Source organism: Ottowia flava (genome assembly GCF_008017535.1).
Taxonomy (GTDB): domain Bacteria; phylum Pseudomonadota; class Gammaproteobacteria; order Burkholderiales; family Burkholderiaceae_C; genus Ottowia; species Ottowia flava.
Genome location: NZ_VRUA01000007.1, coordinates 1 through 25,631, shown reverse-complemented (window position 1 = coordinate 25,631; position 25,631 = coordinate 1). Strand labels below are relative to the sequence as shown.

24 protein-coding genes, 2 pseudogenes and 1 riboswitch are annotated in these 25,631 nt (G+C 66.5%); of the genes and pseudogenes, 16 read left to right on the top strand and 10 right to left on the bottom strand.

The features are described from left to right. Positions 1-89: 89 nt before the first annotated feature. Positions 90-185, bottom strand: a riboswitch (glycine riboswitch). A gap of 72 nt (positions 186-257) precedes the next feature. Further along, complete coding sequence (locus FVQ98_RS09075) at positions 258-1,538, bottom strand: class I SAM-dependent methyltransferase (protein WP_147913117.1); 1,281 nt, start codon at positions 1,536-1,538, stop codon at positions 258-260. Between the two features lie 203 nt (positions 1,539-1,741). Between FVQ98_RS09075 and FVQ98_RS09070 the strand changes: the two genes are divergently transcribed. Next, on the top strand, positions 1,742-4,012 hold the full coding sequence (locus FVQ98_RS09070; RefSeq protein ID WP_147913116.1) for a protein-disulfide reductase DsbD family protein: 2,271 nt from the start codon (positions 1,742-1,744) through the stop codon (positions 4,010-4,012). 15 nt (positions 4,013-4,027) lie between these two features. On the opposite strand, the gene FVQ98_RS09065 is transcribed toward FVQ98_RS09070, so the two are convergent. The 4 genes from FVQ98_RS09065 to FVQ98_RS09050 form a co-directional block, all read right to left on the bottom strand. Continuing rightward, positions 4,028-4,447 (bottom strand): organic hydroperoxide resistance protein, encoded by a 420-nt coding sequence (locus FVQ98_RS09065; protein ID WP_147913115.1) that lies wholly within the window; start codon positions 4,445-4,447, stop codon positions 4,028-4,030. A gap of 153 nt (positions 4,448-4,600) precedes the next feature. Next, a complete protein-coding gene (locus tag FVQ98_RS09060) occupies positions 4,601-5,458 on the bottom strand; it encodes a 3-hydroxybutyryl-CoA dehydrogenase (protein WP_147913114.1) in 858 nt (285 codons plus the stop codon). A gap of 137 nt (positions 5,459-5,595) precedes the next feature. Beyond that, on the bottom strand, positions 5,596-6,342 hold the full coding sequence (locus tag FVQ98_RS09055) for a hypothetical protein (protein ID WP_255507710.1): 747 nt from the start codon (positions 6,340-6,342) through the stop codon (positions 5,596-5,598). A 55-nt stretch (positions 6,343-6,397) separates the two neighbouring features. After that, positions 6,398-6,961, bottom strand: a complete 564-nt coding sequence (locus tag FVQ98_RS09050) for a bactofilin family protein (protein WP_147913239.1) — start codon at positions 6,959-6,961, stop codon at positions 6,398-6,400. A gap of 355 nt (positions 6,962-7,316) precedes the next feature. On the opposite strand from FVQ98_RS09050, the gene FVQ98_RS09045 reads away from it, so the two are divergent. The 4 genes from FVQ98_RS09045 (at position 7,317) to FVQ98_RS09030 (ending at position 10,983) form a co-directional block, all read left to right on the top strand. Beyond that, positions 7,317-8,438, top strand: coding sequence for an MlaE family ABC transporter permease (locus FVQ98_RS09045; RefSeq protein WP_147913112.1), 1,122 nt, complete (start codon positions 7,317-7,319; stop codon positions 8,436-8,438). 12 nt (positions 8,439-8,450) lie between these two features. Further along, positions 8,451-9,344: an ABC transporter ATP-binding protein gene (locus FVQ98_RS09040; RefSeq protein WP_187265682.1), complete on the top strand. Its 894-nt coding sequence runs from the start codon at positions 8,451-8,453 to the stop codon at positions 9,342-9,344. A 6-nt stretch (positions 9,345-9,350) separates the two neighbouring features. Next, positions 9,351-10,319, top strand: a complete 969-nt coding sequence (locus FVQ98_RS09035; protein ID WP_147913111.1) for an MlaD family protein — start codon at positions 9,351-9,353, stop codon at positions 10,317-10,319. Positions 10,320-10,383: 64 nt separating this feature from the next. Further along, positions 10,384-10,983 carry an ABC-type transport auxiliary lipoprotein family protein gene (locus FVQ98_RS09030; RefSeq protein WP_147913110.1) on the top strand — a complete coding sequence of 200 codons (600 nt, stop codon included), beginning with the start codon at positions 10,384-10,386 and terminating at the stop codon, positions 10,981-10,983. Positions 10,984-11,277: 294 nt separating this feature from the next. Here FVQ98_RS09030 and FVQ98_RS09025 read toward each other — a convergent pair whose 3' ends face one another. Then, the gene (locus tag FVQ98_RS09025; RefSeq protein ID WP_147913109.1) at positions 11,278-11,775 is read right to left on the bottom strand and encodes a MaoC family dehydratase; all 498 of its coding nucleotides are present in this window, start codon (positions 11,773-11,775) and stop codon (positions 11,278-11,280) included. A gap of 96 nt (positions 11,776-11,871) precedes the next feature. Next, a complete protein-coding gene (locus FVQ98_RS09020) occupies positions 11,872-12,621 on the bottom strand; it encodes an SDR family oxidoreductase (protein WP_147913108.1) in 750 nt (249 codons plus the stop codon). A 74-nt stretch (positions 12,622-12,695) separates the two neighbouring features. Here FVQ98_RS09020 and FVQ98_RS09015 point away from each other — a divergent pair, with 74 nt between their 5' ends. Continuing rightward, positions 12,696-13,295: a 2-hydroxychromene-2-carboxylate isomerase gene (locus FVQ98_RS09015; protein WP_147913107.1), complete on the top strand. Its 600-nt coding sequence runs from the start codon at positions 12,696-12,698 to the stop codon at positions 13,293-13,295. A 59-nt stretch (positions 13,296-13,354) separates the two neighbouring features. Then, the gene (locus FVQ98_RS09010) at positions 13,355-14,044 is read left to right on the top strand and encodes a dienelactone hydrolase family protein (protein ID WP_147913106.1); all 690 of its coding nucleotides are present in this window, start codon (positions 13,355-13,357) and stop codon (positions 14,042-14,044) included. 159 nt (positions 14,045-14,203) lie between these two features. Here the strand turns inward: FVQ98_RS09010 and FVQ98_RS09005 are convergent, their stop codons facing one another. The 3 genes from FVQ98_RS09005 to hemB are packed head-to-tail and all read right to left on the bottom strand — an operon-like array spanning position 14,204 to position 17,446. After that, positions 14,204-15,169 (bottom strand): LysR family transcriptional regulator, encoded by a 966-nt coding sequence (locus tag FVQ98_RS09005; RefSeq protein WP_147913105.1) that lies wholly within the window; start codon positions 15,167-15,169, stop codon positions 14,204-14,206. A gap of 36 nt (positions 15,170-15,205) precedes the next feature. Next, on the bottom strand, positions 15,206-16,378 hold the full coding sequence (locus FVQ98_RS09000; protein ID WP_147913104.1) for a magnesium transporter CorA family protein: 1,173 nt from the start codon (positions 16,376-16,378) through the stop codon (positions 15,206-15,208). Positions 16,379-16,438: 60 nt separating this feature from the next. Continuing rightward, positions 16,439-17,446 carry a porphobilinogen synthase gene (hemB, locus tag FVQ98_RS08995; protein WP_147913103.1) on the bottom strand — a complete coding sequence of 336 codons (1,008 nt, stop codon included), beginning with the start codon at positions 17,444-17,446 and terminating at the stop codon, positions 16,439-16,441. A gap of 305 nt (positions 17,447-17,751) precedes the next feature. On the opposite strand from hemB, the gene FVQ98_RS08990 reads away from it, so the two are divergent. The 9 genes and pseudogenes from FVQ98_RS08990 to FVQ98_RS20400 form a co-directional block, all read left to right on the top strand. Then, positions 17,752-18,180: a CopD family protein gene (locus FVQ98_RS08990; RefSeq protein ID WP_147913102.1), complete on the top strand. Its 429-nt coding sequence runs from the start codon at positions 17,752-17,754 to the stop codon at positions 18,178-18,180. A gap of 19 nt (positions 18,181-18,199) precedes the next feature. Beyond that, positions 18,200-19,291: pseudogene (locus FVQ98_RS08985) on the top strand (VanZ family protein); the annotation flags it as partial. 323 nt (positions 19,292-19,614) lie between these two features. Then, positions 19,615-19,956, top strand: a complete 342-nt coding sequence (locus FVQ98_RS08980) for a (2Fe-2S) ferredoxin domain-containing protein (protein ID WP_147913100.1) — start codon at positions 19,615-19,617, stop codon at positions 19,954-19,956. An 87-nt stretch (positions 19,957-20,043) separates the two neighbouring features. Next, positions 20,044-20,685 (top strand): alpha/beta hydrolase, encoded by a 642-nt coding sequence (locus FVQ98_RS08975; protein ID WP_147913099.1) that lies wholly within the window; start codon positions 20,044-20,046, stop codon positions 20,683-20,685. Between the two features lie 75 nt (positions 20,686-20,760). After that, positions 20,761-21,933, top strand: coding sequence for a D-alanyl-D-alanine carboxypeptidase family protein (locus tag FVQ98_RS08970; RefSeq protein ID WP_147913098.1), 1,173 nt, complete (start codon positions 20,761-20,763; stop codon positions 21,931-21,933). Positions 21,934-22,100: 167 nt separating this feature from the next. Next, positions 22,101-22,478: a 30S ribosomal protein S12 gene (gene rpsL / locus FVQ98_RS08965; RefSeq protein WP_147913097.1), complete on the top strand. Its 378-nt coding sequence runs from the start codon at positions 22,101-22,103 to the stop codon at positions 22,476-22,478. A 160-nt stretch (positions 22,479-22,638) separates the two neighbouring features. Beyond that, the gene (rpsG, locus tag FVQ98_RS08960; protein WP_147913096.1) at positions 22,639-23,109 is read left to right on the top strand and encodes a 30S ribosomal protein S7; all 471 of its coding nucleotides are present in this window, start codon (positions 22,639-22,641) and stop codon (positions 23,107-23,109) included. 156 nt (positions 23,110-23,265) lie between these two features. Then, a complete protein-coding gene (fusA, locus tag FVQ98_RS08955; protein WP_147913095.1) occupies positions 23,266-25,374 on the top strand; it encodes an elongation factor G in 2,109 nt (702 codons plus the stop codon). 187 nt (positions 25,375-25,561) lie between these two features. Next, positions 25,562-25,631 (top strand): annotated as a pseudogene (locus tag FVQ98_RS20400) (GTP-binding protein); the annotation flags it as partial.

The following is a 25,631-nucleotide window of genomic DNA, read 5'->3' as shown; positions in this document are numbered from 1 at the left end:
GGAACCTGAGAGATTCACGTCGTGTCGCCGGGACAGACGCTTGCTCCTGCGGTGGGATGCTGACGAAGCGATCCGCTCTTCAGAGTGCGATGGTCGGTTCGGTCCTTTGGCCTGAGAGTTTCCGGGGCGGTTGCTCCTTCGGCGCCGGCGCTCGTGCAAGCGTCGGTCTCTCCCGAACTGACTGGTGCATCATAGGCAGGCGCAGAGTTTTGGCAATACCTGTGGGGGCATCATTGGCGTGGGCGCGTTGCATGCCCTCAATTGTTGGTGCGCCCGGGCTCGCCCACGTACATCCATCGGCGCGACCAAGGCAGCCCCGTGGCATCTTGTCCCGCGCGGTGGCACAACACCTGGAACAGCGCAATGTCGTCGTTTTCAAACGCCCATTGGCTGCCGACTAGGTACATGCGCCAGATGCGCCATGTTTTGTTGTCGACCAGGGTCTTCAGGTGCGCGGCCTTGGCTTCGAAGGCGTCGCTCCAGCAGCGCAGGGTGCGGGCGTAGTGGCGGCGTAGGTTTTCTGCGTCGATGGCTTCCAGGCCGCCTTCCTGCATGGTGGTCAGCACGGTGCCGATGTGGGGCAATTCACCGTTGGGGAAGACGTAGCGGTCGATAAAGCGGCCGCCGCCATGGCGGGTTTCGCCGTTCTGCGGGTCGCTGGAGGTAATGCCGTGGTTGAGCGCCCAGCCGCCGGGCACCAGCAGGTCGTGGAGGATGCGGAAGTAGCCCGCCAGGTTCTTCAGCCCCACGTGCTCGAACATGCCGACGCTGCTGATGCGGTCGAACGTTTCCTTCACGTCGCGGTAGTCCTGCAGGCGAATCTCGATCCGGTCTTGCAGGCCGGCGGCGCGCACCCGTTCGTTGGCCAGGTCGGCCTGGTTCTGCGACAGCGTGATGCCCACGCAGCGCGCGCCGAAGCGCTCGGCCGCACGCAGCACCAGCGCGCCCCAGCCGCAGCCGACGTCGAGCAGGCGCTGGCCGGGCTCGATGCGCAGCTTGGTGAGGATGTGGTCGATCTTCCTGGTCTGCGCCTCGGCCAGGGTTTCGTCACCGTGCTCGAAGTAGGCGCAGGAATAGACCATGGCCGGGTCCAGCCACTCGGCGTAGAAGGCGTTGGAGACGTCGTAGTGGTAGTGGATCGACTCGCGGTCCACCTTCTTGCTGTGGCTGCTCGCGTCGGCCAACTGGTGCACGATGCGGCGCACCCAGCGCCCGCTGGTGTCCATCTGCGAGCCCGCTTCAGCCAAGCGGTGGGCCACGTCCATGACGTCCTGCACCGTCCCGGTAACGTCGATGTGGCCTTCCACATAAGCCTGGCCCAGGTTGTCGAGCGATGGCGAGAGCAGCGCCGCGGCGCCTGCGGCGTCGCGCACGTCAACGGTGACGCGGGGCTGCTCGAACTCGCCCAGGCGCAGGCTTTTGCCGCCGTTCCAGCGCACCAGCAGCGGCAGGTTGAAGCGTTGGCGCAGACGCAGCGCCCAAGGGCTCAGCAGGGATCCATCGGGGTCGCTGGAGGCAGACGAAAAGGACAGACGCATGGCAGCCGGGCTCCTGAGCTCGTGAACCTGACGGACCGGCATTGCACCGGGCGCGCAAGGGCATGACACGGGATGTCCTTAAAAATTACCACGTTTGTGCGACATTTGCCGGTGTCGCGTGCCATTCCCGCGACACCGTCTGGCCTGGCGGAACCATTGGGGTGCGTCGGGCTCCTACGTCGTTTGGTGTTCCGGCTGCTCCCATGTCCCGTCTGCGTGCGTCCCCGTTCTTTCTGGTGGCTATTGTTTTTATAGCTGCCTGCGCTTTTCTGACGGGCGCCAGAGCCAATATTCTTCCCAAAAACGAAGTCCGCACCGACCAGGTGCAGGCCACGCTGTTGGCGCACGCGCCGCAGGGCGTTCCCCTCGGGTTGACGCCGGAAGCCGCGGCCGGCCAGCCGGTGTGGGTCGGCCTGCAGATCACGCATGCGCCGGACTGGCACACCTACTGGAAGAACGCCGGCGACTCCGGCATGCCGACCGAGCTGGAATGGACGCTGCCGCCTGGCGTGATGGCCGGCGACATCGCCTGGCCGCTGCCCAGCAAATTCCCGATCGGCGAGCTGGCCAACTACGGTTATGGCGACACGGTGCTGCTGCCGGTGCCGCTGATCATCACCCCCGAATACAAGCCCGGCGTGCTGGACGAGGCGATGGACATCCGCCTGAAGGCCACCTGGCTGGTCTGCCGGCAGGAATGCATTCCGCAGGACGGCGAATTTGCCCTCAAGCTGCCGCTGCGCAGCTCGACCGGCTTGCACGGCGCGGCGTTCGATGCGGCGCTGAAGCATCAGCCCCAGGCGCTGGCCGGCAGCCAGCAGGTCAGCCTCAAGGATGGCGGCCAGCGCATCGCGGTGCGCATCAGCGGCCTGCCGGCCAGCGTCAGGAACCAGACGCTGGAGTTGTTCCCTGAAACGCCCAACGTGCTGCTGACCGCTGCCAAGCTGGCGGCACAGGGCGAGCCGACGGGCCCGCGCACCTGGAGCCAGCGCTGGGACGGCGAGGTCTGGACGGCCGACTTTCCGGTCTCGCCCGAGCGGGCCGAGTCGCCCCAAACGATGCCCCTGGTGCTGGTGGCGGGGGAGCAGGGCTGGCGGGCAGAAGCGCCGGTCGAAGGCGCCTGGCCAGCGCTGGCGCAGGCCGCGGTCGTTTCGCCTGCGCTGGAGGCGGCGCTACGCGCCAACGCCGAAAGCGCCGCCGCGGGTGGGGGCGCGGCCAAGGCGCCGGCCACGCCGGTCACGGCGGTCACGGCGGTGCCCGCCAGCACGTTCGCGCTGGCGCTGCTCGGCGCCCTGCTGGGCGGCCTGGTGCTGAACCTGATGCCCTGCGTGTTCCCGGTGCTGGCGATCAAGGTGCTGGGCTTCACGCAGCACGCCGACGACCGGCGCGCCCACCGCATCAGCGGCGTGGCCTACAGCGCGGGCGTGGTGCTGTCCTTTCTGGCGCTGGGCGCGCTGGTGCTGGCGCTACGCGCGGCCGGCCAGCAGCTGGGCTGGGGTTTTCAGCTGCAGTCACCGGGTGTGGTCGCGGCACTGGCGGTGTTGTTCACCGTGATCGGGCTGAACCTGGCGGGCGTGTTCGAGTTTGGCCACTTCTTGCCGAGCAGCGTGGCTTCGATGGAGGCGCGCCACCCGGTGGTCAACTCCCTGCTGTCGGGCGTGCTCGCGGTGGCGGTGGCGTCGCCTTGCACGGCGCCGTTCATGGGCGCATCGCTGGGGCTGGCGATGGGCCTACCCGCGTGGCAGGCGCTGGCCATCTTCGCCGCGTTGGGCGTTGGCATGGCGCTGCCCTACCTGCTGGCCAGTTGGGTGCCGGCCTTCGCGCGCATGCTGCCGCGTCCGGGCGCGTGGATGGACGTGTTGCGCAAGTTCATGGCTTTCCCGATGTTCGGCACGGTGGTCTGGCTGCTGTGGGTGCTGGGACAGCAAAGCGGTATCGACGGCGCGGGGGCGCTGCTCGCGTTGTTGGTTGCGCTCGCGCTTCTGCTCTGGGCACTTGGCCTGGGCGGCCGCGCGCGCTGGGTGGTGGGCACGCTGTCGTTGGCGTTTGGGGCTTTCCTGCTCTGGAACGTGGGGCCCAACGTGACGCGCATGCCTGCCGCAACGGAGATGGCGTCGGCGGCACAGGACGCTGGCGCGCGCTGGCAGCCTTGGACTGCGCAGGCGGTGCAGTCCACGCTGGCATCGGGCAAGCCCGTGTTCGTGGATTTCACGGCCGCCTGGTGCGTGACATGCCAATACAACAAGAAGACCACGTTGGCCAATGCCGAAGTACTGCAGGCGCTGGACGACGCCCAGGTGCAAACCTTCCGCGCCGACTGGACGCGGCGCGACCCGACCATCAGCGCCGAGCTGCAGAAGCTCGGCCGCGCGGGTGTGCCGGTCTATGTGCTGCAGGCGCCTGGGAAGGCGCCCGTCGTGCTGAGCGAAGTGCTCAGCGTGTCCGATGTGACCCAGGCGCTCGCCGCACTGTGAACGCCCTGGCCGGCCTCAGGCCAGCGTCAACGTGACCGGGATGTTGCCGCGCGTGGCGTTGGAGTAGGGGCAGACTTGGTGCGCGGCGTCGATCAGCGCCTGTGCCTTGTCGCGCTCAAGGCCCGGCAGGCTGATCTTCATGCGCACGGCGACGCCGTAGCCGTGTGAAGTAGGGCCGAGGTCGACTTCGGCGTCGATCGCGGCGTCCGCTGGCACCGCGACCTGCAATCTGCCGGCCACCGCTTTCATGGCGCCCATGAAGCAGGCGGAATAGCCGGAGGCAAACAGTTGCTCGGGGTTGGTGCCGTTGCCGGCCTGACCGGGAGGCGTGAGCTGGATGTCCAGGCGCCCATCGTCGCTGCGCGAGGCGCCATCGCGGCCGCCGGTGGTGTGGGCGTGCGCGGTATAGAGGACTTTGTCGAGCGATGTGGTCATGCGAATTCCTGATGAGGAGACGATCACGCCGCCGCAACAGGCGACAGCGCCCTGAGCCGCGACCCGCCGTCTGCACGGCGTTGCCGCAACCCTTGCGCATGCTAGCCCCTCACGCAAGCCCTTGCGCAGGCAGGGGCGCTGGCCCGTGAACGCTTATTTGCCGGCGTAGTCGTATACGCCGCGGCCGGTCTTGCGGCCCAGGCGGCCGGCAGCCACGTACTCGCGCAGCAGGTGGCAGGGGCGGTACTTGCTGTCGCCGAACTCGTCCAGATACACCTCCATCACCGCCAGGCAGACGTCCAGGCCGATCATGTCGGCCAGCGCCAGCGGGCCGATGGGGTGGTTGCAACCCAGGCGCATGCCCGCGTCGATGTCTTCCGGCGTGGCCAGGCCTTCGGCCAGCACGAAGAAGGCTTCGTTGATCATCGGCACCAGGATGCGGTTGACGACGAAGCCGGGCGCGTTCTTGACTGTGATGGGCGACTTGCCCAGCGTCTTGGCCAGTGCGTGAACGGCGTCGTGCGTGGCGTCGCTGGTCTGCAGACCGCGGATGATCTCGACCAGCGCCATCATCGGCACCGGGTTGAAGAAATGCATGCCGACGAACTTCTCAGGGCGCTTGGTCGCCGCAGCCAACTGCGTGATCGAGATGGACGAGGTGTTGGTGGCGATGATCACCTCGGGCGGCAGCAGCTCGTCCAGCTGCTTCAGGATCTTGTTCTTCAGTTCGTGGTTCTCGGTCGCGGCTTCGATCACCAGCTGGGCGCCCTTCAGGTCGTCGTAGCTGGTCGAGCCGTTGATGCGGCGCAGCGCGGCGGCCTTGTCGGCTTCGGTGATTTTTTCCTTCTGCAGCAGGCGATCCAGGCTCTTGCCGATGGTGGCCAGGCCCTTGTCGACGGCAGCCTGGTTGATGTCGACCATCACGACGTTGATGTCCGAGACGGCACAAGCCTGGGCAATGCCATTGCCCATGGTGCCGGCGCCGACGATGCCTACGGTGCTGATGCTCATTGGTATGTTCTCCGGGATCAAAAAAGAGGGAAGAGGTGGTCACCGTCAGGTGCCCTTGCGGCCGATGGTAGCGGGTTGGACAGCCAGGCCAGCCCGTGGGCAGCAGCCTTGGGCTGCCCAGCGAATGACCGGCGCGGTCACTTCACCGGCAGGAAGGCCAGAATGGGCGCCGCGATCACGCCTTGCGCATAGCTGATGGCGGCGCGGCGGTAGCGCTCGGTCATGTAGCTGGCCAGCAGGTCGAGCCGGCCGATGATCTTGCCGAACTCCCGTTCGAAGCTCAGGTTGCGCTGATCGCCGCCGATCTCGTTGGACAGCAGCAGTGGCTGGCCACTGGCGCCGCGCCGCGTGTTCAACACCCACAGCGCGGTTTCCATGTTGCGGGCGGCGTTGTAGATGTGCTGCGGGTCCACGCCGTCGAGGTAGTAGAACTCGCGCTTGCCGCCGTGCGCGGTCACGATCGTGTCCTGGCACCCCAAAATGAAGGCGGCGACGCGGTCGCCGGCGAACTCGGGCGACAGCGCCAGCGACAGCGCCGCCACATCGCGCCGCCCGGCCAGGGGTGGCCAGGCTTCGCCCGATTGCATGGCCGCCTCGATCCGGGCCAGGGCGGCCTCACGGCTCGGTGCGCTCTTGCGCCATTCGGTCGGGTTGCGGCGGTAAAGCTTGTCGGCCAGCAGTACCAGGCTCAGTTGGTTGGCGTGCATGCCCGCTTGGGTCACCCGGTTGCCTTCGCTCTGCAGAAACTCCCCAGGATGGAAATCGGCGCCCTGGACAGTGCCGCGCGTGATCGAAGCATCGCTGATGCACCCGACTTGCAGCATCAGGCACAGCGCCGCGAATGCATACCCGATGGGCATGAAAAAGACCGTCGAAACGGCCATGGGGCGCGACGCCGGGGCGCCGCGAAATGAAAAGCTCTCTGTAGCCGGCTCGCGCTCAGGCCGCGACGGCCATCTGCTCGCCCTTGGCGCCGCTGGTTTTGGTGGATGAGGCGTTGTCGCCGGAAGTGCCGAACGTGATTTCACCGGAGAGTTGTCCCCCTTCTTCGATCACGATCTTGCCATAGCGGATCTTGCCGGTCACCTTGCCGGTGGAAAAGATCACGAGCTTCTGGCGCACTGTCAGGTTGCCGTCAAATACCCCGCGCACTTCTGCGATGTCGATCTCGGCCGACCCCTTGAAGGCGCCTTGTTCGGCGATCTGGATCACGCGCGAATTCATGGTGGCTTCCACTGTGCCCTCGACAACCAGCGTGTCGCAATCGGTGATCTCGACGCCCTTCAACTTGATGTTGGGACCGACGGTCAGCTTGGCGCCGCTTTCCGCTGCACCGGCTGGTACTGCGGTGGCGGCTGCGGGCGCAGGTGCGTTGAACGGCTGTGCGCTGGAAGACGATCCCGCCGAACCGAGTGAACTGGTGCCGCCCAGTGAAGAGCTGCCAGGTGCACGCGCGGGAGTGGGTTCGTCGCGCTTGCCAAAAAACGGTCCTTGCAGTGCCATGCTTTCTCCTTGTGACAATCTGTTGATCCTAACGGCGGCCGTGACATTTTCCACATACAAGAGGAAAAATTCGTAACCAATGAGGCCTGCCTGATGCAGCCATCAGCTTGGTCCAGGCCCCGCCGCGCGCGCTTGCCGCGTCGGTGCGTCAGGCGCGCGCCTACAGCCGCTCGCGTCAAAGCGGTGGACAGTAGCACGTCTGGCGGGCGCTACCATCGCGGTTTGCGCCCGGATGGACATCGGGCTGGAGCCCGGCCAGATGCTGAGGCTCCGGCACCTTGAACCCTGCGCCAACAAACGCCTGCCCTTGCTTTCGAGTCTTTCAGCCCCGTAGCCATCGCCGTCTGCGCAACGCATGCCCGACACATCGCCGACCATCGCCACCGACCAGACGCCCGAGGGGCGGATTGCCGTGCTGCGCGGCCAGTGGAACGCGCTGCAGTTGACCACGCCTGCGCAACTGCGCCGGGCTGAAGGTGCGCTGACCGGGTTGAAGGACGTCGCGGCCTGGGATCTCCGGCCTGTCCAGTTGCTCGATCACCTGGGCGCGTTGATGCTGTGGGACCACTGGGGGCGCCGCTGGCCCACACGGCTGGAGGTCGACGAAGACCAGCGCGCCGTGCTCGAGCGGGTAGCCCAATACGGCGAAAACCCGCCGCCAGCGCATCCACGCACCACGCTCAGCGACCGCGTTGGTGCGCTGGGCTTGGGTGTGGTGCAGGCCATGGGCCAGGTGCGCGATTTCGTGGCCTTGATGGGGCAGTTGCTGCTGGACCTGCTGCGCCTGCTGGCGCGTCCCCACAAGGGGCCGTGGCGTGATTTCTCGGGCCACCTGTTCCACATCGGCGCGCAGGCGCTGCCAATCACGGCGCTGGTGGGTTTCCTGATCGGGGTGGTGCTGGCCTACCTGATGAGCCAAGTGCTGCGCCAGTTCGGCGCCGAGACTTTCATCGTCAACATCCTGGGGCTGGCGCTGATCCGCGAACTCGGGCCGCTGCTGGCCGCGGTCCTGATTGCCGGCCGCTCCGGTTCGGCCATCACGGCGCAGATTGGCGTGATGCGCGTCACCGAAGAGCTGGACGCCATGCGCGTGCTGGGCATTCCCGCCGGGTTCCGCCTGGTCATGCCGCGTGCCATGGCGCTGGCCATCGTCATGCCGCTGATTTCGGCCTGGACCACGCTGGCCGCGCTGATCGGCGGCATGCTGGCGGCGGACATCACCCTCGGCATCACGCCGAGCTATTTCATGGAAGCCATGCCCAAGGCCGTGCCGGTGGCCAACCTGACGCTGGCCATGGCCAAGTCGGTGGTGTTCGGCCTGTCGATCGCGCTGATCGGCTGCCACTATGGCCTGCGCGTGAAGCCCAACACCGAAAGCCTTGGCCAGGGCACGACCTCATCCGTGGTCGCCTCGATCACGGCGGTGATCCTGATCGACGCGCTGTTCGCGGTGATGTTCAAGAGCGTGGGTATCTAGACCATGAACCTGATGCGTGAACCCCGCACCGGCCTGGCAGACGACACGCTGCCGGCCCTGCCGGCGCCGGGGCAGCCGCTGATCGAGGTGCGCGGCCTGTGGAGCGTCTTTCCCGTCGTGGGCGCCGGCGAGGTGGTGGTCCACAAGGACCTGAACCTGACCGTGCTGCGCGGCGAGGTGCTTACGCTGGTGGGCGGCTCCGGCACCGGCAAGACCGTGCTGCTGCGCCAGATGCTGGGCTTGAACACCCCGGCCAAAGGCACCATCGAGGTGCTTGGCCGGCCGGTCAGCGAACTGTCGCGCGAAGGTGCGGCTGCGCGCGTGGGCATGCTGTTCCAGCAGGGCGCGCTGTTCTCGGCCTTCAGCGTGCTGGACAACATCGCCTTTCCGCTGCGCGAAACCGGTGTGCTGCCCGAGGAGCTGGTGCGCGAAGCGGCCATGCTCAAGCTGGAGATGGTTGGCCTGAAAGCCGGGGACGCCACCAAGATGCCATCCGACCTGTCGGGCGGCATGATCAAGCGCGTGGCGCTGGCGCGCGCGCTGATCATGGACCCGCCCCTGCTCATGCTCGACGAGCCCACGGCCGGCTTGGACCCGGACAGCTCCGACGCCTTCGTCACCCTGCTGCGTTCGCTGCATCAGCAACTGGGCCTGACCGTGGTGATGGTCACGCACGATCTCGACACGCTGTTCGAGCTGTCCTCGCGGGTGGCGGTGCTGGCCGACCAGCACGTTATCGTCAACGCGCCGGTGCAGGAGGTGCTGGCCTTCGATCACCCCTTCATCAAGCACTTTTTTCTGGGGGAGCGCGGCCTGCGCGCGATGGAACTGCTCAAGGCCCGGCGCGGCGACGATGCGCCTGCTCTCCCTGTTGCCGGCGCGCCCACGCCACAGAAAGGACAATAAGCCGCCATGGAAAACAAAGCCCACGCTTTCGCGGCCGGCATTTTCGTGCTGGTCGTCACTGCGCTGCTGGTCGGCATGGTCAGTTGGCTGATGCGCGATACCGTCAGCACCACGCGCTACGAGATGACCACCAGCGACGCCGTCACCGGCCTGCAGCCGCAGGCGGCCGTGCGCTTCAAGGGCGTGGCCGTCGGCAAGGTGCTCGACATCGACTTTGACCCCGCCAAGCCCGGCAACGTGCTGGTCGAGATTGCCGTCGACCGCAACGCCCCCGTCACCCAGTCGACCTTCGCCACGCTCGCCTTCCAGGGCGTCACCGGCCTGTCGTTCGTGCAGCTTGACGACGATGGCAGTTCCACTGCGCCGCCGCCCGCCGGGCCCAACGGGCCGCCGCGCATCCCGCTCAAGCCCAACGCGCTTGGCCAGCTGCAGGACATGGCGAGCGAGCTGGTCGAAAAAGTCGGTAAGGCGACCGACCGAATTAACCAGATGCTGGGCGCCGACAACCAGGCCGCGCTGACCACCGCGCTGACCGAAATCGGCTCTGCCGCCAAGAGCATCAACCAGCTGGCCGCCAACACTGACAAGACGATCCAGAGCGTCAAACTGGACAGCCTGGTCAAGCAGACCAGCGGCACGCTCGCTACCATCGACAAGGCGGCCTCGCAGGTGCGTGTCACCGCCGCCAACCTTGACGGCACCGTGGGCGAGCTCGACAAGGGCCTCAAGCGCGTCACCGGCCCGGGTGGCGTGGTCGACCGGCTTGGCGAGAGCGCCAACACCGTCACCACCAATACCCTGCCGCGCATCCAGAACCTGACCGAGGACGCCAGCCGCACCATCCGCCGGCTCGACCGCATCGCCAACTCGCTCAGCGAGAACCCGCAGGCCTTCATCTACGGCTCTGGCGCTGTGCCGCCGGGGCCGGGCGAGCCTGGCTACCATGAGCCCGCCACAGCGCCCGGTGGCCCCTGAGGAAACTATGAAATCAATAGCTGCTTGCGCACGTCTGACAAGGGATGGCGCCGTATTTTGCTCGATGGCAGTGCTGGTGTTTTTGAGCGCCTGCTCGCTGCCCCTGCCCGACAAACCCACGCGCCCCGAGCCGTACGACCTGGGCCCCCCGCTGGCGCTGGCGTCCAGCACCACGGCGAGCGGCCCGGCCCTGGCGCTGGACGCGATTGAGGCCACGCAGGCCATCGACGGTACCGCCGTGGTCTACCGCCTGATGTACAGCGGCGACGGCCAGCAACCCCGCCCCTACGCCCAGGCGCGTTGGACCATGTCGCCGCCTCAGCTGGTGACCCAGCGCCTGCGCGAAGGTCTGGCCGCCACGCGCCCGGTCGTTGACGTCGGCATGGGCCTGGCCCCAGTCGAGCTGCGCGCGCGCCTGGACGAATTTGCGCAGATCTTCAGCGCGCCCGGCGTCAGCGAAGGTGTGGTGCGCCTGCGCCTGACCCTGATCGCGCCCGCTGCACAATCCACGCGCCTGCTGGGTCAGCACACCATCGTGGTGCGCAAGCCGGCGCCCAGTGCCGATGCGGCCGGCGGCGTCAGCGCCCTGCGCGCGGCCACCGACGAGGCCGTCAAGCAGGCCGTGGCCTGGGTACAAAGTGTGCCGGCGCCTGCGCCGCGGTAACCCGCCGTTGATCGAACGCTCGGCGGCAATGGCCGTCTCTGCCCTGCTCAAGGCGCCTGCCTGGCGGCACGGAAGCTCATCATTTCGCAGCCGGCTGCGCGCACCAGCCATGGGCTGGCAGGCAACTGGATGATGTGATCGTTGGCGTGGACGATCACCTGCGGGCCGGCTGCCGTGCGTTGCCTCTGACGGCTGCCAGCGCGCCAACCAGGGCGACGCACAGATCAGCAATAACTGCTGCCAAAAACAGAGCTGCTTGCGCAGAGGTGGCAAGGGCTGGCGCCCCAAAACGCATCAAACCGGTGCTTCGGGCGCTGCGGCGCCCGGCGTGCGGCGCCGGAACATGCCGTAGCCGTCCATCATCAGCACCTGCTCGCCGTGCTGGTTGAACGCCTCCCACAGCGTGCGCACCAGGCCCACATCGGGCCGCGAATTCATCGGGCGCGATTCAATGATCCGCTGGCGCAGCGTGATCGTGTCGTCGGGGTACACCGGCTTCAGCCACTTCAGCTTTTCCAGCCCCGGCGATCCGAGGCTCGACGACTGCTGCAGAAAGTTGCGCGCCATCAGCCCCATCACCATCGCGCAGGTGTGCCAGCCGGACGCCGCCAGCCGCCCGAACATCGACCGGGCGGCGGCTTCGTCGTCCAGATGAAACGGCTGCGGGTCGTACTTGCTGGCGAAATCGATCACCTCGGCGCGGTCCACGGTCAGGCTGCCCAGCTCGATGGTGGTGCCCACGGGCAGGTCTTCCCAGTAGTACTTGATGGTGGGTGAAGCGGTGTCGGTCACGGCAGGTCCAGGTGGCAAAAAGGGGTCAAGGGAGGATAGCCAAGTCGGCGGGCGTGGCCGGCAACGCGTGTCGCCAAGGTTTCATGCTGCAGGTGCTCAGCGCGCCCCCGACACCTCCACCAGCGACATCGTCGTGTAGCTGGCCGCATCCGACAGCAGCCACAGGATGGTTTGTGCGACTTCGTCGGCGGTGCCGCCGCGCTGCATGGGGACCTGGTGCTTCAGGGCTTCCACGCGGTCGGGGCGGCCGCCGGAGGCGTGGATTTCGGTGTCGATCAGGCCGGGGCGCACGGCGTTCACGCGGATGCCGTCGCCGGCCACTTCCTTGGCCAGGCCGATGGTGAAGGCGTCGATGGCGCTTTTGGCGGCGGCGTAGTCGACGTATTCGTTGGGGGCCCCCAGGCGCGCGGCCGCGCTGCTGAGGTTGACGATGGCGCCGCCGCTGCCGCCGTGCTTCGTCGACATGCGGCGCACCGCCTCGCGCGCGCACAGGAAGGCGCCGATCACGTTGATATCGAACATGCGGCGCCAGCGTGCCACGCTCATGTCTTCCACGCGCTGGGCGCGGTCGACCACGCCGGCGTTGTTGACCAGGCCGGTGAGGCGCCCCAGCTTGGCGTCGATGTGCTCGTACATCTTCAGCACCTGCGCCTCGTCGGCGACGTCTGCCTGCACCGCAATGGCACGCCCGCCGCCGGCGCGGATGGCGCGCACCACTTCGTCGGCGGCCAGCGAATTGGCGGTGTAGTTCACCGCCACGGCCCAGCCGGCGCGGGCGGCCAGGCGCGCGGTGGCGGCGCCGATACCTCGGCTGCCACCGGTAACCAGAAGCACTTTGTCGCTCATAACCTGTCTCCTGCAAGAATGGGGGGAACGGGGTAAAAAAGTCTCAACGCATTATCAGGATCAGGAAAGCCGCCATGAACCGTGCCATCGACTACTACTTCTCTGCGCCCAGCCCCTGGACCTACCTGGGTCACGACCGGCTGTTGGCGCTGCTGGCGGCGCACCGGCGCGAGGTGCGCGTGTTGCCGGTCGACTTCAACCGCGTGTTCGCCGCGTCGGGCGGCCTGCCGCTGCCCAAGCGCGCGCCGCAGCGCCAGGCCTACCGCCTGCTGGAGCTGCGCCGCTTTGCCGAGCACCTGGGCATGGCGCTCAACCCCGAGCCCAAGTACTTTCCGGCGGACGCCGCGCCGTCGTCGCTGCTGATCACGCTGGTGGCGCACGCCGACGGCATGGACGCGGCCATGCGCCTGTCGGGCGCGGTGTTCGCGGCCTGCTGGCGCGAAGAGCGCGATATTGCCAGCGACGGCACACTGGCCGAGCTGCTGGACGAGACCGACCTGCCGACCGAGCGGCTGGCGCAATCGCGCGGCGCCGAGACGCAGGCGCGTTACGACGCGCACACGCAGGCGGCGATCGACGCCGGCGTGTTCGGCGCGCCCACCTACATCGTCGAAGGCGAGATGTTCTGGGGCCAGGACCGGCTCGACTTCCTGCAACGCAGGCTGAGTGTCTGATTGGCATTTAGCCCTACAACCATCAGCGCAAACAGCTATTGAATAAGGAGCAAATTCCCGTGGGACAGTTCGTAGACCTCACTTCGGCCGATGGCCAGAAGATCCCCGCCTATGTGGCACGCCCCGAAGGCCCGCCGCGCGGCGGCATCGTGGTGCTGCAGGAAATCTTTGGCGTCAACTCACACATCCGCAGCGTCGCCGACGGCTACGCCAAGGCAGGCTACGTGGCCGTGGCTCCGGCCACCTTCCAGCGCGTGCAGCCCGGCGTGGACATGGGCTATACCGACGCCGACATGAAGGCCGGCTTCGAGCTGAAGGGCAAGGCCGAGGCCCTGCCAGCGCCCGGCCTGCTGCCCGACATCCAGGCCGCGATCGACTACGCGGCCAAGGAAAGCGGCGGCAAGGTCGGCATCGTCGGCTACTGCTGGGGCGGCTTGCTCAGCTGGCGCGCGGCGGCGCTGGCCAAGGGTTTGTCGGCGGCCGTCACCTACTACGGCGGCGGCATGACCACGGCCGAGGAATCGGCGCGTCAGCCCCAGGTGCCGGTGCTGGCGCACTTCGGCGAGAAGGACCACTGGATCACGGTCGATTCGGTCAAGGCGTTTGAAAAGGCGCACCCGGACGTCGAAGTGCACCTGTACGAGGCCGACCACGGCTTCAACTGCGACCAGCGCGGCAGCTACAGCGCTGCGGCGGCCGAGGCGGCGCTGGCGCGCAGCCTGGCTTTCTTCACCAAGCACGTCGGCTGAACCAGCGGTGTTGCCGACCAAAAAACGGGGCTCAGGCCCCGTTTTTTCATGGCGCGGCCACCAAGCGTGGTCCGCGCGGCGTCCAGTGCACGCGCGCCCGCTCCGTGTGTCGCCGTCCTGCAGATCCGGAGGGCAGGGCGTCTTGCCGGGCGCCGCGGACTAGGTGCTGGCGGCCTTGCGCTTGGCGCTGCGCGGAGCGGGAGGCCCTGGCAGGGCGAGCGTCTGCGTGGTTTCGTCGTCGCGCCCGCGCAGTTTGACTTCCAGGTATTCGAGCAGGGCGCGCAGCGCAGCGCTGTTGTGGCGGCGCTGCGCGTAGGCGGCGTAGACCCAGACGCCCTGGACCGAGTACTTTTGCAGCGCCGGCTCCAGCGCGCCGCTGTCGATGTGGGGGCGCAGCGCCAGCCGCGGCATCCAGACCACGCCCAGCCCCATGGCCGCCAGCGAGGGCAGGGGCGCCGGGTCGGTGGCGCAGAAGATCGGCTGCAGCGGAATGTCCTTGGTCTTGCCGTCGACGTGAAAGTACCAGCGCGGCGCCTCGCCCGCCAGCGCATAGGCCAGCTGCCGGTGCGCGAGCAGGTCGTCCGGGTGCTGGGGCAAGCCGTGCTCGGCCCAGTAGCCGGGCGATGCCGCGACCGCGTACTCGATCGGCACCAGGCGGCGCACGATCAGGTTGGCGTCTTCGATCGGCCCGATGCGCAGCGCCAGGTCCACCCCTTCTTCCGCCAGGGCCACGACGTGGTTGGTCACGTGCAGGTTGACGGTGACGGCCGGGTGGTCCTTCATGAAGTTGCCGATGAGGATGGGCAGTTGCGAGTGCATCAGCCCGTGCGGCGCGGTGATGGACAGCCTGCCGCTGGGCTTGGTGGCGCGCTCGTGCAGCTCGCCCTCGGTCATGTCGATCAGCTCCAGCAGCGCGGCGCTGCGCTCGAACAGCAGCTCGCCCGCGTCGGTCAGCGACACCTTGCGCGTGGTGCGGTGGAACAGCCGCACGCCAAAGCGCTCTTCCAGCTGCGCCACGTACTTGCTGGCGTTGGCAGGCGACATGTCCAGCGCGCGCGCGGCGGCCGAGAAGCTGCCGCGCTGCGCCACCTCGCGGAAGGTCTGGATCAGATCGAGTGAGTCCATGTCGGCCCCGGGATGCGGTGGGTGAAAGCGCGCGCTTCAGTGGTCTTCGGGCGTGATGTAGCGGCGCCGGCGGAACAGCGCCCACACGCCGATGGCCAGAGCCGCCAGCAGCCCGAGCGCCAGCCACATGCCTTCCTTGCTGTGAATCAGCGGCAGGCTCTCGAAGTTCATGCCGAAGAAGCCGGTGAACAGGTTCAGCGGCAGGAAGATGGCCGTCACCGCGGTCAGCGTGCGCATGATGTCGTTGGTGCGCTGGCCCTGCGAAGCAAAGTGGATCTGCACCGCCGTTTCCGCCGTTTGTTCAAGCCGGCGGGCGTGGTGCAGCACCCGGTCGATGTGTTCCATCACGTCGCGGGCGCGGGCCACCAGCTGGTCGCGCCGCGCCTGCGCCTGGGCGCTGTCGGTGTGGTAGGTCGACAAAGGCAGCTCGCGCAGCGTGTCCAGCCATTCCTGCATGGCGTCCTGCTGCTCTTCGCACAGGTCCTCCAGCACGTGCAGGCGCTTGCGCGCGAACATGAGTTCGCTCCAGGTGTCCGGCGGCGTGGTGGGCTTGAGCAGCTCGCTTTGTGTGTGTTCCAGCGCGGCCGTCAGGCCCTTGCGCAGATCCAGGTAGCCGTCGACCATGGTGTTGACCATGCGCAGCACCAGATCGGCCGGGCTTTGCGGCGCGCGGCTGCGCGCGCCCAGCGCGTCGACGCTGAGCTTGGCGTCGTCCAGAAAGCGCTGCACGAAGGTTCTGGCGGTGAAGCAGCCGCCCGGGTGCACGCTGATCAGCAGGCGGTCGAACACGGCAAAGCCGACCGGGTGTGAATCGATGCGGGCGAAGGCCGAACCCGTCGACGGCAGGTCATCGGCCGACGCGACGGCGGCCGCGGCGCGTGCTTCGGCCGCCACCGCCGCCTTAGCGTCGGCCGGGTTGGCTGCGCCGGCGCTGACTTCCTGCGGCGTGACCAGGCGGCGGAAGATGATCAGGTCGTAGACCGAGGTGGCGTCGTAGCCCGAAGGGTGGGCGTCGCTGGCCAGGTCCTTGACGTGCACGTCCAGCAGGGCCGATCCGCCCAGGCGCTGCGCCGCGGTTTGCAGCGCCGGCGCGTTGGCGAGGTAGTCCGCGCGGTCGAGGTAGATCCAGACAAAGCCGTCGGCCGGCGCCTGGTCGGGCACTTCCTCGACGAAGCGCAGGCTCCCGGCGGTGAACTCGACGATGTACACGGTGCGGCGGCTGTTTTAGATGAAATGTGCCTCTGGCCCTACGGAAATCTGCGCTAGCAGCTATCGATTAAGGAGCGTACGCGCGGCGTCGCGGGCAAAATAGGTCAGCACGCCGTCGGCGCCTGCACGCTTGAAGGCGAGCAGCGACTCCATCATCACCAGGTCGTGGTCCAGCCAGCCGTTCTGCGCGGCGGCTTTCAGCATGGCGTATTCGCCGCTGACCTGATAGGCGAAGGTCGGCACGCGGAATTCGTCCTTCACGCGGCGCACGATGTCGAGGTAAGGCATGCCGGGCTTGACCATCACCATGTCGGCGCCCTCGGCCAGGTCGATCGCCACTTCGCGCAGGGCTTCGTCGCTGTTGCCCGGGTCCATCTGGTAGACCTTCTTGTTGCTCTTACCCAGGTTGGCCGACGAGCCCACGGCGTCGCGGAATGGGCCGTAGAAGGCGCTGGCGTACTTGGCGCTGTAGGCCATGATGCGCGTGTGGATGTGGCCCTTGGCCTCCAGCGCCTGGCGGATCGCGCCGATGCGCCCGTCCATCATGTCGCTGGGCGCGACGATGTCCACGCCCGCGGCGGCCTGGGTCAGCGCCTGCTTGACCAGCTGGGCCACGGTTTCGTCGTTGAGGATGTAGCCGGTCTTGTCCAGCCAGCCGTCCTGGCCGTGACTGGTGTAGGGGTCGAGCGCGACGTCGGTCATGATGCCGAGTTCGGGAAAGCGCTTCTTCAACTCTTTCACCACACGCGGGATCAGGCCCTTGGCATTGGCCGCCTCGCTGCCCTTGTCGTCCTTCAGCTTGGCGTCGATCACCGGGAACAGCGCCATCACCGGAATGCCCAGCGCCACGCATTCCTCGGCCACCGGCAACAGCAGGTCGAGCGACACGCGCTCCACGCCCGGCATCGACGCCACCGCCTCGCGCCGGTTCTTGCCGTCCAGCACGAAGACGGGATAGATCAGGTCGTTGGGCGACAGCGCGTGCTCACGCACCAGGCGGCGCGTGAAATCGTCGCGGCGCAGGCGGCGCGGGCGGTTGGCGGGAAAGGGGGCGATCGGAGAGGTCATGGGGAAAATTGTGCCCCAAGGGCGCACCTCGCCTCTTGCTGCTGGGGTAAACCCGCGTCCGATCGATGCTAAGTACACACATATTTGGGCCGTTTTATTTGTCCTTAGTAACTACTTTTGCTATATTTCCCCTCGGACGGCTTGCCGTCCCCCGCTTTTCCTCCCTGAGCGGGAGCCTTGACGTGTGACAGCAGACAGGCTTTTTGACCCCGGCCTCGTGCCGGGGTTTTTTATGCCGGTTGCGCTGTGCGATTTGACAGCTTTCGGACTAATGCCGGATGCCAGGTGCTCGCTACACTCGGTGCATGCTCTGGGTGAAGGCACTGCACATCGTTTTCGTGGCCAGCTGGTTCGCTGGCTTGTTCTACCTGCCGCGCATCTACGTCAATCTGGCGATGGTGCCCCCCGGCTCTGTGGCCGAACGTGAGCGCTTGCTTTTGATGGCGCGCAAGCTCTACCGTTTCATGACCCTGTTGGCTGTGCCGGCGGTGGCGCTGGGCTTGTGGCTGTGGCTGGGGTTCGGCATCGGCCGGGGGCCCGGCAACGGCTGGCTGCACGCGAAGCTGCTGGTCGTGCTGCTGCTGATCGCCTACCACGCGTGGTGCGGACGTCTGCTGGTGCAGTTCCTGCGCGGCGAGCCGGGGCGCAGCCACGTGTGGTTTCGCTGGTTCAACGAGGCGCCGGTGCTGATGCTGCTCGCATCGGTCGTGCTGGTGGTGGTCAAGCCCTTCTGACTGGGGCTCACCCACAGGCATGAACCGCTACAAATCGGCCGCTTTGCCTTTGGCGCTGGTGTACGCCGCGCTGATTGTCTACGCCAGCCTGTTTCCTTTTTCGGGTTGGCGTGACCAGGGGATCGCGCCGTGGGCGTACCTCGAGGCTCCCTGGCCGCAGTACTGGACGCGGTTCGACCTGATCTCCAACCTGATCGGCTACATGCCGCTGGGCTTTCTGCTGACGTTGGCGATGCTGCGCATGGCGCGGCAGCCGTGGCTGGCGCTGACACTGGCAACGCTGGCGGCGGCGGCGCTGTCCTTTGCCATGGAGTGCCTGCAGTCCTACCTGCCCGCGCGGGTGGCCTCTAACGTCGATCTGGGCTTCAACGCCGCGGGCGGCCTGATTGGTGCGCTCAGCGCCGCGGTGCTGGAGCGGCTGGGCGCGATCGACCGCTGGCGGCGCTTCCGGGCGCGCTGGTTTGTGCGCGACTCGCGCGGGGCGTTGGTGCTGCTGGCGCTGTGGCCGGTGGGGTTGCTGTTTCCGGCCCCGGTGGCCTTCGGCCTGGGTCAGGTGTACGAGCGACTCGAGGAAGGGCTGGCCGAGTGGCTCGACGGCACCCCGTTTCTTGAATGGCTGCCGCTGCGCGAGCTCGATCTGCAGCCGCTGTTGCCGGGCGTGGAGCTGGTGTGTGTGGCACTGGGGGCGCTGGTGCCCTGCCTGTTGGGCTACACGGTGATCCGCCACCGCGGACGTCGGCTGCTGTTTGCAGCCATGTCCTTCGTGTGCGGGGTGCTGGTGACGGCCTTGTCGGCGGGCCTGAGTTACGGGCCGATCCACGCCTGGGCCTGGATCAGCCGGCCGGTGGAACTGGGCCTGCTGGCCGCGGTGTTCGCCGCCGCGTTGCTGGCGCTGGTGCCCGGCCGCGTGTGCGTGGTGCTGCTGCTGGGCGTGCTGGTCGCGCAGGTGGTGCTGCTCAACGCCGCGCCAGAGAGCGCTTATTTCGCGCTCACGCTGCAGAGCTGGGAGCAGGGCCGCTTCATCCACTTCCATGGGCTGGCGCAGTGGGTTGGTTGGCTGTGGCCTTACGTGACCTTCGTCTATCTGCTCAGCCGCATCGGCCGCACCGACGGCGGACAGCCTGAGCCGCTGCCGGCGCACGGCCAACGCCAGCCGCCATCGCCCGCCAGCCCGGCGTCGGGAGCGCCATCGCCCTCCACGCCAGTCGCGCCAGCGGCGGGCCCCGCCATCGACGAGGCAGCAGTCGCGCCTGCGCCAGTGCCCGACCAACCGCCTGCCGAAGTGCCGGGCACCGAGACCGCCCCGTCGTCCCCGGCCACGCCGCAGGCGTCGCCGTTGCCGGGCGCAGCGGAAGGTGCCTCCCCGCTGACCGCAGGGCCGACCGAAGAGCCCCCACTGCCCGACGGGCACGGAGCGCCGCCTAGAATGAATTCATGAGCGACACGCCCAAGTCCTATTACCAGCGCCACATCTTTTTCTGCCTGAACAAGCGCGACAACGGCGAGGCCTGCTGCGCCGACCACGACGCGCAGGGCGCGTTCGACCACTGCAAATCGCGCGTCAAGAAAGAGGGTCTCATGGGCCCCGGCAAGGTGCGGGTGAACAAGGCCGGCTGCCTGGACCGCTGCGCTGGCGGGCCGATCTGCGTGGTCTATCCTGAAGCGGTCTGGTACACCTACGTCGACAAGGACGACATCGACGAAATCGTCGATTCGCACCTCAAGAACGGTCAGGTGGTCGAGCGCCTGCTGACGCCGCCCGACGTCGGTCGCTGAACGCCGCACGGCGATGCCGTGTTACAGGGTTTTTCAGCCGCTGGCGCTACAACTGTCTGCGCAGATAGCTATAATTTAAGTAGCGAAATGAATGCCCAGACGCAATCCCTGACCCTCGACGGCCCGGTCGGCCCGATCGAAGCCATGCTCGATCTGCCCGATCCGGAGCAGTTTGGCGCGCCGCGCGGCACCGCCGTCATCGCCCATCCGCACCCGCTGTTCGGCGGCACCATGACCAACAAGGTGGTGCAGACGCTGGCGCGCGCGGTGGTGCAGGAGGGCTGGCGTGCGCTGCGCTTCAACTTCCGCGGCATTGGCGCCAGCGCCGGCACCTACGACGAAGGCCGTGGCGAAATCGACGACATGCGCGCCGTCGTCGCCGCCCAGGCCGCACCAGATGCGCCCTTGTTGATCGCTGGTTTTTCGTTCGGCGCCTACGTGGCCAGTCAGGTCGTGGCTCGCCTGCACGCCGAGCAGCGCGCGATCGACAGCGTGGTGCTTGTTGGCACCGCGACCTCGCGTTTCAACGTGGCGCCGGTGCCCACCGAACTGCACCCGCGGACGCTCGTGATCCATGGCGAGGCCGACGACACGGTGCCGCTGGCTTCCGTGATGGACTGGGCGCGTGCCCAGCACCTGCCGGTGACGGTGGTGCCGGGCGGCGAACATTTCTTTCACGGACAATTGCCGCTGCTCAAGGGGCTGGTGGCGCGCCATGTGCGTCCGTGAAGTGAATCATCGAAAAATCGGGCGTCAGCCCTTTCCCAGTCTGCGCAAATAGCTCCTGTTTTTGTAGTGAAATTCATGTTCTTCAAGATCTCCCGCTTCCTGGGCACAGCGCTGCTCGCCGTGGTCGCCACTGCCGCTCCCGTGGCCCATGCTCAGGCACCGCAGCCGCCCGAAGTGGCCGCCAAGGCCTATCTGCTGATGGACGTCAGCGCCAACCAGATCCTGGCTTACAAGGACATCGACTCGCCGGTCGAGCCGGCGTCGCTCACCAAGCTGATGACTCAGTACCTGGTTTTCGATGCGCTGAAAGCCAAGAAAATCACCCTGACCCAGACGCTGCCGGTCAGCCAGCGCGCCTGGAAGATGCCGGGCTCGCGCATGTTCATCGACCCGAAGATGCAGGTGCCGGTGGAAGATCTCATCAAGGGCATGATCGTGCAGTCCGGCAACGACGCCACCATGGCGCTGGCCGAAGGCGTGGGCGGCACGGCGGAGCACTTCGTGCAGCTGATGAACGACCAGGCCAAGGCCCTGGGCATGAAGAACACGTCGTACAAGAACCCGGAAGGACTGACCGAAGCCGGCCACGCCACCACGGCACGCGATCTGGCCACGCTGTCGACGCGCCTGATGACCGATTTTCCGGAGTACATGCACTACTACAGCATCAAAAAGTACCGCTATCCCGGCACGCCCGCGAGCAACGACACCAACCGCAACACGCTGCTGTTCCATGACCCCACGGTCGACGGCCTGAAAACCGGCCACACCAACGCCGCCGGCTACTGCCTGGTGGCCACCGCCAAGCGCGACTTTCCCAACATGCAGGGCCGGCGTCTGCTGTCGGTGGTGCTCGGCGCGGCCAGCGAAAACGCCCGCGCCAACGAGTCGCAGAAGCTGCTGAACTGGGGCTACACGGCCTACGAGGGCGTGAAACTGTTCGACGCCGGCAAGCCGGTGGCCACGCCCAAGGTCTGGAAGGGCAAGACGGCCGAGCTGAAGCTGGGACGCAGCAGCGGCCCCATCATCGTGGCGGTGCCAACCGGCTCGGCCGCGCAGGTCAAGACCGAGGTGGCCCGCCCCGAGCCGCTGATCGCCCCATTCAAGCAGGGGCAGGCTGTGGCCACGCTGAAGGTCAAGCTGGGTGAGCAGCAACTGGCCGAAGTGCCCCTGGTGGCGCTGGAGCCGGTCGAGGAAGCCGGCTTCATGGGCCGCGCCTGGGACGCGATGCGTCTCTGGATCCAGTAAGCGCGCGGTCATTACTGGCCCGCAGGCCCGGCACACATTGCGGGACGAGGGCGAGCGGGCTATAATTGAAAGCTTTTCCGCATTTGGGGCGGGAATTTCTTGCCGTGCGCGTGGGCCACAACGGTCACACGCGCCGGTTTGTTTTTGACGTTTAGGGACGTTTTTCAATGCCAACCATCAGTCAACTGGTGCGTCAGGGGCGGAAGGTCGAAACGACCAAATCCAAGAGCCCTGCGATGCAGAATTCGCCGCAGCGTCGTGGCGTGTGCACCCGCGTGTACACCACGACGCCGAAGAAGCCGAACTCGGCGCTTCGTAAGGTCGCCAAAGTGCGTCTGACCAACGGTTTCGAGGTCATCTCGTACATCGGCGGTGAGGGCCACAACCTGCAGGAGCACAGCGTCGTGCTCGTGCGCGGTGGCCGTGTCAAGGACTTGCCCGGTGTGCGTTACCACATCGTACGCGGTTCGCTCGACCTGCAAGGCGTGAAAGACCGCAAGCAGTCGCGCTCCAAGTACGGCGCCAAGCGCCCCAAGAAGGCCTAAACGCCTTTGTCATTTTTCGGTGCTCGAATCGGATTGGCTTCGATTCCAGCGTAGTGACCTTGAACAAAGGTCGAGTAAGTGCAGGCTCCCGATGGGTCTGTGCGGCAGTCGGAAAACCAGGACGTTTCCGCCGGCCAACTGAAGCAAATTGAGGTGAAACATGCCACGTCGTCGCGAAGTCCCTAAACGTGAAATCCTGCCGGATCCCAAGTACGGCAACGTCGAGCTGTCCAAATTCATGAACGTGATCATGGAAGGCGGCAAGAAAGCGGTCGCTGAACGCATCATCTACGGTGCGTTCGAGCAGATGGAGAAGAAGAGCGGCAAGGATCCGCTCGAGCTCTTCGTCACCGCCATCAACAACGTCAAGCCGATGGTCGAGGTGAAATCCCGCCGCGTCGGTGGCGCCAACTACCAGGTGCCCGTTGAAGTGCGTCCCGTGCGCCGTCTGGCGCTGTCGATGCGCTGGATCAAGGAAGCCGCCCGCAAGCGTGGCGAGAAGTCCATGGCCATGCGCCTGGCCAACGAGCTGCTCGAGGCCAACGAAGGCCGCGGCGGCGCCATGAAGAAGCGCGACGAAGTGCACCGCATGGCCGAAGCCAACAAGGCGTTCAGCCACTTCCGTTTCTGATCTGACGGTCAGACCCCCGGAGTCGACGTCCGCGCTTCTAAGGCCGCCTGCGTGTTCTGAACACGCCGCGGCCTTGTGCTGATTCAGGGCTCCACATTTCTGCCACGCTTGCAAGGCGTGGCCAGCTTCACAAGAGCGAACAACCAAGGATTGATCATGGCTCGCAAGACCCCCATCGAGCGCTATCGCAACATCGGCATTTCGGCGCACATCGACGCCGGCAAGACCACCACGTCCGAGCGCATCCTGTTCTACACCGGCGTGACCCACAAGCTGGGCGAGGTGCACGATGGCGCAGCCACGACCGACTGGATGGAGCAGGAGCAAGAGCGCGGCATCACGATCACGTCTTCGGCCGTGACCTGCTTCTGGAAGGGCATGGACCTGTCGCGCCCTGACCACCGCATCAACATCATCGACACCCCGGGACACGTGGACTTCACCATCGAGGTGGAGCGTTCCATGCGCGTGCTGGACGGTGCCGTCATGGTGTACTGCGCCGTGGGTGGCGTGCAGCCGCAGTCGGAAACCGTCTGGCGTCAGGCCAACAAGCACAAGGTGCCCCGTCTGGCCTTCGTGAACAAGATGGACCGCACCGGAGCCAACTTCTTCAAGGTCGTTGAGCAAATCAAGACGCGTCTGAACGGCAACCCCGTGCCCGTGGTGATCCCCATCGGCGCGGAAGACGGCTTTGCCGGCGTGGTCGACCTGATCAAGATGAAGGCCATCTACTGGGACGAAGCGTCCCAGGGCATGAAGTTCGAATACAAGGACATCCCTGCCGAGCTGGTCGACACCGCCAAAGAGTGGCGCGAGAAGATGGTCGAATCGGCCGCCGAAGCGTCGGAAGAGTTGATGAACAAGTACCTGGAAGAGGGTGACTTGTCCGAGAAGGACATCCAGGCCGGTATCCGCGCGCGCACGATCGCCGTGGAAATCCAGCCCATGCTGTGCGGCTCGGCCTTCAAGAACAAGGGCGTGCAGCGCATGCTGGACGCCGTGCTCGACTTCCTGCCTTCGCCGGTGGACATCCCGGACGTCGGCGGTACCGACCCGGACGACGAAGAGAAGCACCTGACCCGCAAGGCCGACGACGGCGAGAAGTTCTCGGCGCTGGCGTTCAAACTGATGACGGACCCGTTCGTCGGTCAGCTGACCTTCGTGCGCGTGTACTCGGGCGTGCTGACCAAGGGCGACACCGTGTTCAACGCCACCAAGGGCAAGAAGGAACGCATCGGCCGTATCGTCCAGATGCGTGCCAACGAGCGCGAAGAGATCGAAGAGATCCGTGCGGGCGACATCGCCGCTTGCGTGGGCCTGAAGGACGTCACCACGGGTGAAACCCTGTGCGACCCGTCCGCGCCGATCGTGCTGGAAAAGATGGTGTTCCCCGAGCCCGTGATTGCACAGGCCGTGGAACCCAAGACCAAGGCCGACCAGGAAAAGATGGGCATCGCCCTGTCGCGCCTGGCCGCAGAAGATCCTTCGTTCCGTGTCCGCACCGACGAAGAATCGGGTCAGACCATCATCGCCGGCATGGGCGAGTTGCACCTCGAGATCATCGTGGACCGCATGAAGCGCGAGTTCAACGTGGAAGCCAACGTGGGCAAGCCCCAGGTGGCCTACCGCGAAACCGTGCGCAAGACGGTCAGCGACGTCGAAGGCAAGTTCGTGCGCCAGTCCGGTGGTAAGGGCCAGTACGGTCACGTCGTGTTCACGCTCGAGCCGCAAGAACCCGGCAAAGGCTTCGAGTTCGTCGACGCCATCAAGGGCGGCGTGGTGCCTCGCGAATACATCCCTGCGGTACAGAAGGGTGTGGAAGAGGCGCTGACGGCCGGCGTGCTGGCGGGTTACCCCGTGGTCGACGTCAAGGTCACGCTGACCTTCGGTTCGTACCACGACGTGGACTCGTCGGAGCAGGCCTTCAAGATGGCCGCCATCTTTGGTTTCAAGGAAGCGGCACGCAAGGCGACGCCCGTCATCCTCGAGCCCATGATGGCCGTGGAAGTCGAGACGCCGGAAGACTACGCTGGTACCGTGATGGGCGACCTGTCGTCCCGCCGCGGCATGGTGCAGGGCATGGACGACATGGTCGGCGGTGGCAAGGCCATCAAGGCCGAAGTGCCGCTGTCGGAAATGTTCGGCTACGCGACGACCCTGCGTTCGATGACGCAAGGCCGCGCCACGTACACGATGGAGTTCAAGCACTACGCTGAAGCGCCGAAGAACGTGGCCGAGGCCATCGTCGCCGCCCGCGCCAAGTAAGTGAAGAAAGTGGCTCCCGCGCAAGCCAGACTTGCGCGGGCAGCTACTGAATAGATAGCTGGTGGGGCTCGCCCGCCGGTCTGCGATCCGGAGTCCGCGCCGTGCCCGTGCAGCGCGATCCAAGATATCCGGGTGCAGACCTAAAACCAGGACACGGGCGTTTGTTCTTTTTCGGAGTTTTTTTGAAATGGCAAAAGAGAAATTTGAGCGTAAGAAGCCGCACGTGAACGTGGGCACCATTGGTCACGTGGACCATG